This is a genomic window from Enterobacter sp. C6 (assembly GCF_008122455.1).
GTDB classification, from domain to species: Bacteria; Pseudomonadota; Gammaproteobacteria; order Enterobacterales; family Enterobacteriaceae; genus Enterobacter; species Enterobacter pseudoroggenkampii.
This window is the reverse complement of sequence record NZ_QPFW01000128.1, coordinates 1-8,305: the sequence shown is the minus strand read 5'-3', so window position 1 is coordinate 8,305 and position 8,305 is coordinate 1. Positions and strand designations below refer to the sequence as shown.

General features: G+C 54.7%; 7 protein-coding genes and 1 riboswitch. Of the genes, 5 read left to right on the top strand and 2 right to left on the bottom strand.

Annotated elements, in window-relative coordinates:
• Window positions 1–294 precede the first annotated feature (294 nt).
• The gene (gene oxyR / locus DOU50_RS02260; protein WP_023333839.1) at window positions 295–1,221 is read left to right on the top strand and encodes a DNA-binding transcriptional regulator OxyR; all 927 of its coding nucleotides are present in this window, start codon (window positions 295–297) and stop codon (window positions 1,219–1,221) included.
• Here oxyR and sthA read toward each other — a convergent pair.
• Complete coding sequence (gene sthA, locus DOU50_RS02255) at window positions 1,195–2,595, bottom strand: Si-specific NAD(P)(+) transhydrogenase (protein ID WP_008501785.1); 1,401 nt, start codon at window positions 2,593–2,595, stop codon at window positions 1,195–1,197. The two genes, oxyR and sthA, sit on opposite strands and share 27 nt — an antisense overlap.
• 196 nt (window positions 2,596–2,791) lie before the next feature.
• Between sthA and fabR the strand changes: the two genes are divergently transcribed.
• Together fabR and DOU50_RS02245 are read left to right on the top strand one after the other, a co-directional pair.
• Entirely contained in the window at window positions 2,792–3,430 is a 639-nt protein-coding gene (gene fabR / locus DOU50_RS02250) for an HTH-type transcriptional repressor FabR (protein ID WP_008501784.1), read from the top strand.
• 9 nt (window positions 3,431–3,439) lie between these two features.
• Window positions 3,440–3,799 carry a YijD family membrane protein gene (locus DOU50_RS02245; RefSeq protein ID WP_008501783.1) on the top strand — a complete coding sequence of 120 codons (360 nt, stop codon included), beginning with the start codon at window positions 3,440–3,442 and terminating at the stop codon, window positions 3,797–3,799.
• Window positions 3,800–3,888: 89 nt separating this feature from the next.
• Here the strand turns inward: DOU50_RS02245 and trmA are convergent, their stop codons facing one another.
• Complete coding sequence (trmA, locus tag DOU50_RS02240) at window positions 3,889–4,989, bottom strand: tRNA (uridine(54)-C5)-methyltransferase TrmA (protein ID WP_024909850.1); 1,101 nt, start codon at window positions 4,987–4,989, stop codon at window positions 3,889–3,891.
• 104 nt (window positions 4,990–5,093) lie between these two features.
• Window positions 5,094–5,270: riboswitch (cobalamin riboswitch) on the top strand.
• A gap of 65 nt (window positions 5,271–5,335) precedes the next feature.
• Here trmA and btuB point away from each other — a divergent pair.
• Together btuB and murI are read left to right on the top strand one after the other, a co-directional pair.
• The gene (gene btuB, locus DOU50_RS02235) at window positions 5,336–7,189 is read left to right on the top strand and encodes a TonB-dependent vitamin B12 receptor BtuB (protein ID WP_148768687.1); all 1,854 of its coding nucleotides are present in this window, start codon (window positions 5,336–5,338) and stop codon (window positions 7,187–7,189) included.
• Window positions 7,134–7,985 carry a glutamate racemase gene (gene murI, locus DOU50_RS02230; RefSeq protein WP_024909852.1) on the top strand — a complete coding sequence of 284 codons (852 nt, stop codon included), beginning with the start codon at window positions 7,134–7,136 and terminating at the stop codon, window positions 7,983–7,985. The genes btuB and murI overlap by 56 nt, the downstream gene beginning before the upstream one ends.
• Window positions 7,986–8,305 lie beyond the last annotated feature (320 nt).

Here is an 8,305-nt window from a genome sequence, read left to right as displayed (position 1 = left end):
GTGCCCTCACCCCGGCCCTCTCCCACAGGGAGAGGGAGAAAAACGGAGCCTGGCTTAGCGCTGGGCTTTTTTTTTTACGCAAAAAAAAGCGGACCACGGGGTCCGCAAAAGTTCACGTTGGCTTTAGTTGTTCGAGTTTTGAGAGAAACTCGCTGACGGTGCGGGGACGTCAAGGGTCAAACACGTGCCGCCTCGTCTATGTGGTGTATTATTCAACAGAATGCTTGATAGGGATAATCGTTCGTTGCTATGCTATCTATCGCCATGAACTATCGTGGCGACGGAGGATGAATAATGAATATTCGTGATCTTGAATACCTGGTAGCGTTAGCCGAGCATCGTCACTTTCGCCGCGCGGCAGATTCCTGTCACGTCAGCCAGCCCACGCTGAGTGGCCAGATCCGCAAGCTGGAAGACGAGCTGGGCGTGATGCTGCTGGAGCGCACCAGTCGTAAGGTTCTGTTCACACAGGCAGGTCTTCTGCTGGTGGATCAGGCGCGCACCGTGCTGCGCGAGGTCAAAGTGCTCAAGGAAATGGCAAGCCAGCAGGGGGAGGCGATGTCCGGCCCGCTGCATATTGGCCTGATCCCAACCGTTGGCCCGTACCTGTTGCCGCACATCATTCCGATGCTGCACCAGACGTTCCCGAAACTCGAAATGTACCTGCACGAAGCGCAAACCCATCAGCTGCTGGCGCAGTTAGATAGCGGCAAGCTCGACTGCGCCATTCTGGCACTGGTAAAAGAGAGTGAAGCCTTTATTGAAGTGCCGCTGTTCGATGAGCCGATGATGCTGGCGATCTATGAAGATCACCCGTGGGCGAACCGCGATCGCGTGCCGATGGCCGATCTGGCGGGTGAAAAGCTGCTGATGCTGGAAGATGGCCACTGCCTGCGCGACCAGGCGATGGGCTTCTGCTTCGAAGCGGGTGCGGATGAGGATACCCATTTCCGCGCAACCAGCCTGGAAACGCTGCGTAACATGGTCGCGGCGGGAAGCGGTATAACGCTGCTGCCTGCGCTGGCCGTGCCGCGCGAGCGTAAGCGTGATGGCGTGGTCTATTTGCCGTGCATCAAGCCGGAGCCGCGTCGCACTATCGGCCTGGTATATCGTCCGGGTTCACCGCTGCGCAGCCGCTATGAGCAGCTGGCAGAGGCCATCCGTGGTTCGATGGATGGCCATTTCGACAGCGCGTTAAAACAGGCGGTTCAGGCCGTTTAGTGCCGCTACCCGGTAGGCTTCCGCCATGGTCGGGTAGTTAAAGGTGGTGTTAACGAAGTACTCAATGGTGTTACCACCACCTTTCTGCTCCATTATCGCCTGTCCGATATGAATGATTTCCGCGGCGCGTTCACCAAAGCAGTGAATGCCGAGGATCTCTTTCGTCTCGCGATGGAACAGAATTTTCAGCGTACCCACGCTCATCCCCACGATTTGCGCCCGCGCCAGATGTTTAAACTGCGCACGACCCACCTCGTAAGGCACCTTCATAGACGTCAGCTGCTGCTCGGTTTTCCCTACGGAACTGATTTCCGGGATGGTGTAGATGCCCGTCGGGATATCTTCAATCAGATGCGCCGTCGCTTCGCCTTTTACCAGCGCCTGAGCCGCAATGCGTCCCTGGTCGTAAGCGGCTGAGGCCAGGCTTGGGTAGCCAATCACGTCGCCGACCGCGTAAACGTGCGGCAGGGCGGTCTGATACATGCTGTTGACCTTCAGCTGACCGCGGCTGTCGGTCTCAAGGCCGATATTTTCCAGCTGCAGGGAATCGGTGTTGCCGGTTCGGCCGTTGGCGTACAGCAGGCAGTCTGCTTTCAGCTTCTTGCCGGACTTCAGGTGCATGATCACCCCGTCGTCACAGCCTTCGATCTTCTCGTACTCTTCGTTGTGGCGAATCACCACGCCGCTGTTCCAGAAGTGGTAGGAGAGCGAATCTGACATTTCCTGATCGAGGAACGCCAGCAGGCGGTCGCGGGTGTTGATCAGGTCAACTTTGACGTCCATTCCGCGGAAGATCGACGCATATTCGCAGCCGATGACCCCTGCGCCATAGATAATGACGTGGCGGGGTTCATGGTGCAGGCTCAGAATCGAGTCGCTGTCGTAGACGCGCGGGTGCGAGAAGTCCACGTCGGCCGGATGGTAAGGACGTGAGCCGCAGGCAATTACAAATTTTTCAGCCGTGATGGTTTCAACCGACCCGTCGTGGCATTCGAGTGCCAGAGTGTGTTCATCCACAAAATGCGCGTTGCCCTGCAAAATTTCGCAGTGGTTACGCTCATAAAACCCCTGACGCATACGCGTCTGCTGGTTAATGACGGTATCCGCGTGATTCAGGATGTCGGCAAAAGATGAACGAAGAAGTCGGGAATGGTCGCTGTAAAGAGGGTTCTGGTTAAATTCGATAATGCGGCTAACGGCGTGGCGGAGGGCTTTCGAAGGGATGGTGCCCCAGTGGGTGCAACCGCCGCCGACATTATGGTAGCGCTCGATGACCGCTACTCTGGCTCCCTGTTTCACCAGACCCATAGCAGCGCCTTCGCCGCCGGGGCCGGAACCAATAACTATTGCGTCGTAATCGTAGGAATGTGGCATGGCAAGGCTTACCTGTTCTTATACATAAAAGCAACAGAATCATAACATCATTGCCAGAGTAACCCAATTATCGTTGTGCTTTTTTCCGGCAGTGGAGCACAAACCGCACGTAAACAATCATTCACAAAGCCAGGCAAACAGATTAATTTTATTCTCTGGTATAGTGCCATCAGGCCTTTGGAAGGATTCAACTATCGTGATGGGCGTAAGAGCACAACAAAAAGAGAAAACCCGGCGTTCGCTGGTGGAAGCCGCATTCAGTCAACTGAGTGCCGAGCGGAGTTTTGCCAGTTTGAGCCTGCGCGAAGTCGCACGCGAGGCCGGGATTGCGCCAACGTCCTTCTATCGTCACTTCCGTGATGTGGATGAACTGGGCCTGACCATGGTCGACGAGAGCGGCCTGATGCTGCGTCAGCTGATGCGCCAGGCGCGTCAGCGTATCGCCAAAGGGGGCAGCGTGATCCGCACCTCCGTATCGACCTTTATGGAATTTATCGGCAACAATCCCAACGCGTTTCGTCTGCTTCTGCGCGAGCGTTCGGGCACATCGGCAGCGTTTCGTGCCGCCGTCGCGCGCGAAATTCAGCACTTCATCGCGGAACTTGCCGACTATCTTGAACTCGAAAACCATATGCCGCGTGCGTTTACTGAAGCACAGGCCGAGGCGATGGTGACGATTGTATTCAGCGCGGGTGCCGAAGCGCTGGACGTCAGCATTGAACAACGCAAGCAGCTCGAAGAGCGACTGGTATTACAGCTCAGGATGATCTCCAAAGGCGCGTACTACTGGTATCGCCGTGAACAAGAGAAACTGGCACATCAAACCGAAGAGTGAAGGTGAGTAATGAAACAGTCAGGTCAGGATAAAGGGACGCTGTTGCTGGCATTGATCGCTGGCTTATCCATTAATGGTACGTTTGCCGCTATTTTTAGCTCAATCGTGCCGTTTTCGATTTTCCCGCTTATTGCGCTGGTGCTGACGGTGTACTGCCTGCATCAACGTTACCTGAACCGCACCATGCCGGTGGGGTTACCGGGGCTGGCCGCCGCCTGCTTTATTCTGGGCGTATTGCTGTACAGCACCGTGGTTCGCGCGGAATATCCGGATATCGGCTCTAACTTCTTCCCTGCGGTACTGTCTGTGGCGCTGGTGTTCTGGATTGGCTCGCGCATGCGTAGCCGTAAGAGCCAGTTACCAGAGTAAAGGGTTTTGTCATTGTAGGCCGGATAAGCGAAGCGTCATCCGGCTTTTTTGGCAGGTGGCGCTTCGCTTACCTGCCCTACAAGGCCACATTACTTCGCCGTGAGCAGTACACCGCACTCCATATGGTGCGTATACGGGAACTGATCGAACAGCGCCAGACGTTCAATATTGTGCGTCTGGCCTAATGTTTCGAGATTCTTGCACAGCGTCTCCGGGTTACAGGAAATGTACAAAATACGCGGGTACGCCTGCACCATCTTCTCTGTTTCGCTGTCCAGGCCACTGCGCGGCGGGTCGACAAAAATCGTCTCACACTGGTAGCTCTTCAGATCGATCCCTTCCAGGCGGTTAAACTGGCGAACGCCGTTCATGGCCTGGGTAAACTCTTCAGCGGCCATGCGAATGATCTGCACGTTGTCGATATGGTTAGCGGCAATGTTGTACTGCGCGGCGGCCACCGACGGCTTGGCGATTTCCGTTGCCAGCACGCGATCGAAGTTACGCGCCAGCGCCAGCGAGAAGTTGCCGTTACCGCAGTAGAGCTCAAGCAGATCGCCCGTTGACCCTTCCGTCGCCTTCAGCGCCCACTCCAGCATCTGCACGTTCATCGCGGCGTTCGGCTGGGTGAAGCTGTTCTCGACCTGACGGTAAACCATCTCTCTACCCGCTACCGGCAGGCGCTCGTCGATGTAGTCCTGATCCAGCATGATTTTGGTTTTGGTCGCGCGGCCAATCAGGTGAACGTTGATGTTCTGCGCACGCAGCGCATCGCGTAGCGCTTCCGCCTGCTCGCGCCACTCGTCGTTAAGCGCTTTGTGATACAGCAGAGAGACAATCGCCTGATTGCTTTGCGTGGTCAGGTAGTCAATCTGGAAAAGCTTGTTACGCAGTACCGGATTGTTACGCACACCGTCCATTATCAGCGTCATTAACTGGTTAATGAGCTCGCTCGCCGCCGGAAAGCTGTCCACGCGGATACGGGATTTTGTCTGCTGATCGAAAATGATGTGGTACAGGTCGTCACCGTCGTGCCAGATGCGGAACTCGGCGCGCATGCGGTAGTGGCTGACAGGAGAGCGGAACACCTCGGGAACGGGCGCGTTGAAAGGCGTCATCATACTTTGCAGGCGGACAACTTTCTCTGCCAGCTGCGCGTCGTACTGTTCTGTCGGGAGGTGTTCTGGGGTCATGATGCGTCCTGAGTGATAAAGAATTACGCGGCGATTGTAGGTATTGTTCAGGGGATGTCCAGATTTAATGGCCAATAGCTGTCTGGACATCCATACGTGTCTAATTGTAGCATTCTGTTTCCGGTCTCCTGAGAGTGAAAAGGGAATCCAGTGTAAATCTGGAGCTGACGCGCAGCGGTAAAGACTGGCGGGATGAGCGTTGTAGACACTGTGAAAATGGGAAGTCTTCATCCTTATATAGCCACCTAGCCCGAAGACCTGCCGGGATCACGTCGCATTTGGTTTCATCATCGCGTGCTATCGATGAGGCCTGCGGCATCCTTCTTATATTGTGGATGCTTTAACAATGATTAAAAAAGTATCGCTGTTGACGGCGTTGTCCGTCACGGCATTTTCGGGCTGGGCGCAGGACAGCGCCGACTCGTTGGTGGTGACGGCAAATCGTTTTGAACAACCGGCAAAAACTGTTCTGGCACCGACGTCCGTCGTGACGCGTGAAGACATTGAGCGCTGGCAGGCAAAGAGCGTGGTGGAAATCATGTCACGTCTGCCTGGCGTGGATATCGCGCAAAGCGGTGGAATGGGCTCGAACTCTTCGACTTTTATTCGCGGAACGGAATCTCGCCATGTGCTGGTGCTGGTTGACGGTATTCCTTTGAATAACGCCGGGATCAGCAATGTTCCCGATCTGAGTCAAATCCCGACCTCGCTGATTCAGCGTATTGAGTACATCCGTGGTCCGCGTTCAGCCCTGTATGGCTCCGACGCGATTGGTGGCGTGATTAACATCATTACCGGACGTGATAAGCCGGGTACAGAAATCTCAGCGGGCGTTGGCTCTAAGGGTTACCAGACCTATGATGGCGCTTTCCAGCAGGTGCTGGATAAAACCAAAATCACCATGGCGGGTAACTACACCTATACCCGGGGTTTTGACATCGCCGCAAAAGATGCGCCGCGCCAGCCTGACCGCGATGGCTTTATGAGTAAATCGCTGTACGGCTCCGTGGAACAGCAGATTACCGACAGCGTGAGCGGCTTCTTCCGTGGCTTTGGTTATGACAACCGCACCGCGTATGACGGTTACGATCACTACGACGCCAACTTTATGGTGGATGGACGACCTGATACTCGCCAGCTCTACAGCCAGAACTGGGATACCGGTCTGCGTTACAACCAGGGGATTTTCCAGTCACAGCTGGTGGCGGGCTATGGTCGCAGTAAAGATCAGAACTATGATCCGAAGAAAGGGCGTTACGCTGATTCCGCCACCATGGATGACGTGAAGCAGTACACCACCCAATGGCTCAACACCGTAGAAGTCGGTCACGGCAACATTGGCGCAGGTCTGGACTGGCAAAAGCAGAAGACCCAGGCTGGAACGGGCTATCTGGAGAAAGGTTACGAGCAACGCAATACCGGCGTGTTTGTTTCGGCGATGCAGCAGTTCAGCAGCGTGACGCTTGAAGCGGCGGCGCGTAATGACGATAACTCTAACTTCGGCAACCATGGCACGTGGCAAACCAGCGCAGCGTGGGAGTTTGTGGAGGGCTATCGCGTCATTGCCTCCTACGGTACCGCTTTTAAAGCACCGACCATGAGCCAAATCCACAGTGCCTCTTACGGTAATCCGGACCTTAAACCGGAGGAGAGTAAGCAGTGGGAAGGGGGCTTTGAAGGCCTGACGGGACCGGTCAACTGGCGTATCACCGGTTATCGCAATGACATTGATAATCTTATTAGCAGCGATCCGCATACGTATCGTTACTACAACGTTGACGAAGCACGTATTAAAGGTGTGGAAGCGACGGCACAGTTCGATACTGGCCCGGTCGGACATCAGATTTCCTATGATTATGTCGACCCGCGTAATGCCAAAACCAACGAAGTACTGGCCCGTCGTTCTAAGCAGCAGGTTAAGTACCAGCTTGACTGGCAGGTATGGGATCTCGACTGGAACCTTGCCTACCGTTATCTGGGCACTCGCTATGATGTCGCGATTGATCCAGACACCTATTCGTCAGAACGCGTGAAAATGGGCGGTGTTAGTCTGTGGGATGTCGCAGTTTCGTATCCTGTCACCTCACATCTCACAGTTCGTGGTAAAATAGCCAATCTGTTCGATAAAGATTACGAGACAGTTTATGGCTACCAAACTGCAGGACGGGAATACACCTTGTCTGGCAGCTACACCTTCTAATCCGCGTCCCACCGTGCTGGTGTTTGATTCCGGCGTCGGTGGGCTTTCGGTCTATGATGAGATTCGGCATCTTCTGCCGGATCTCCATTACATCTACGCCTTCGATAACGTCGCTTTCCCGTACGGGGAAAAGAGCGAAGATTTTATTGTTGAGCGTGTGGTGGAAATCGTCACTGCGGTACAAAAGCGCTATCCCCTTGCGCTGGCCGTCATCGCCTGTAATACGGCGAGCACCGTTTCTCTTCCCGCCCTGCGTGAAAAATTCCAGTTCCCGGTTGTGGGCGTCGTTCCTGCAATAAAGCCTGCCGCGCGTCTGACGGCGAACGGCATTGTGGGCTTGCTGGCCACGCGAGGTACGGTAAAGCGTCCTTATACCCGCGAGCTGATCGACCGTTTTGCCAACGAATGCCAGATAGCGATGCTGGGTTCGGCTGAGCTGGTGGAGATGGCTGAAGCGAAGCTGCATGGCAAGGCGGTATCACTCGAGGAGCTGCGTCGTATTCTTCGTCCGTGGCTGCGGATGCCCGAACCTCCGGATACCGTTGTGCTGGGCTGTACCCACTTCCCGCTATTACAGGAAGAGCTATTGGAGGTGCTGCCGGAGGGGACGCGCCTGGTGGATTCCGGTGCGGCTATTGCCCGTCGTACGGCCTGGTTGCTGGAGCATGAAGCACCCGATGCGAAATCTAACGATGCGAATATCGCGTTTTGTATGGCTATCACGAAAGAGACTGAGCAACTTTTACCCGTTTTACGCCGTTATGGCTTTGAAACGCTCGAAAAACTGGCGCTGTAGCACGGTTTTGAGCAAAAAAGAGACGGTTGAAAGTTTTTTTTAAAAGAGGGGTTGTCAACGTCTGAGAACTCCCTATAATGCGCCTCCACTGACACGGAACAACGGCTTACAGGCCGCCGGGTTAGCGGGGTTCAGAGATGAACGCCAGCAGAGAAAAGCGAAAATAATCACTTGACTCTGAATGAGGAAAACGTAATATACGGGACCTCGCAACGGTGAGCTTAACGCCGCGTTGCAACTGCTCTTTAACAATTTATCAGACAATCTGTGTGGGCACTCAAAGTGACATGGATTCTTAACGTCCTCGGACGAAAAATGAA